This is a genomic window from Butyricicoccus sp., assembly GCF_050872565.1.
Classification (GTDB): Bacteria; Bacillota; Clostridia; order Oscillospirales; family Butyricicoccaceae; genus Butyricicoccus_A.
The window spans coordinates 1-1,219 of sequence record NZ_JBNMHC010000500.1 but is presented as its reverse complement, the minus strand read 5'-3'; the positions used below and the strand labels follow the sequence as shown (position 1 = coordinate 1,219).

General features: G+C 47.3%; 2 protein-coding genes. Both read right to left on the bottom strand.

The genetic code is table 11. The annotated features are described in order from the left end of the window. Positions 1 to 489: hypothetical protein (locus tag ACR0P9_RS12900; RefSeq protein WP_432620770.1), on the bottom strand; the 489-nt coding region annotated here is incomplete at its 3' end. A 214-nt stretch (positions 490 to 703) separates the two neighbouring features. Further along, positions 704 to 1,219, bottom strand: a 516-nt coding sequence (locus ACR0P9_RS12895) for a hypothetical protein (protein ID WP_432620768.1), incomplete at its 5' end; no start/stop codon positions are given.

The window sequence follows — 1,219 nt, the reverse complement described above, 5'->3', positions numbered from 1 at the left end:
GATTCTCACATCCAGTGCTGTTTCCTGCTTTTCTGTCGTGTACCATGTCATCGTGTATTTGATGGTCAGATAATAGGTGTTGCCATCGACATGTCCCGACTGCGTGGCATCCCATCCGGCATATTGCCACTTGAGATAATCGCCTTCTGTCGGCTTTCCTGTATGGGCAACAGCCTTCTCGAAAAAGCGGGTGGGATCGGTTTTATCATAGGCCTTAGACTCATAGTGCAGCGTAATCGTATTTTTTCGCTCTACCAGAGCCTCTCGCAGCTCTTTGCATATCTCGCTCTCTGAGGTCAAATAGTTGACAGAGTTTTCCTGCAAATCATCGTTTTGTGTCGTTTTCAGCTCCGCAGCTGTAATTTCCTCTTGATACAGCGGATTGACATATGTGCTGGTGTGATAAATCTGCTGTCCTGCCGCAAATGCGCTGCCGGAAGGAATCAGCATTGAAATTGCCACAAATGCAGCAATAAACCGTTTTTTCATCGTATCTGCTCCTTTCTAAACTCAACTCAGTGGGCATTTACTCCGGAGAAAACTTACATCTCTCGTGCTAGTATATCATTCTGTATGAACTTTGTAAATGTCTTTTCAACCATGTATTTTGTGTCATTTTTATGAACTTTTTTACTCATTTTACTCTCTAGCATAAAAATCGGCACAGTCCATGGACTGTGCCGATTTATCTGTTGTTTTGGCATTATTTTGTCGGATAATTGGTTGCGTGCAACACCGTGATGCCAGAGCTGTTGCGGCTTGCCCACGCACCATACTTCACGTAGCGCACGCTGACGGTGTTCGATGCGGTCCAGTTTGCGTCATATACGGTAAAGCCATCTGCGTCCTTGGACACGAAAATCATCGTGTGCATCTTCGGCTTATTCATCTGAAGCACATCGCCAGGCTTTGCCTTGTTGATGATGCCCTTGATGCTGCTTGCCGAATACGAAGTAGACGATGCGGTAATAGAATACATCTTGCCGTCGCTCGAAGACTTCGGGCTGCCGTCATAGTTCCAGCGCGCCTGCTGGTCATACATGCGGTAGAATACTTCTCTGCCGAATCCCATGCACTGACTTGCGCCAGCAAACGAGTAGCTGCTTCCCAGATTCTTGCCATTCGGATGTACCGTCATGATAGAAGCCAGCTTGGCAGAAGCTGCCGCTGTATCTTCCGAATTATCAGACAGCTTCCACTGCTGTGCCGCGCTGCCAGT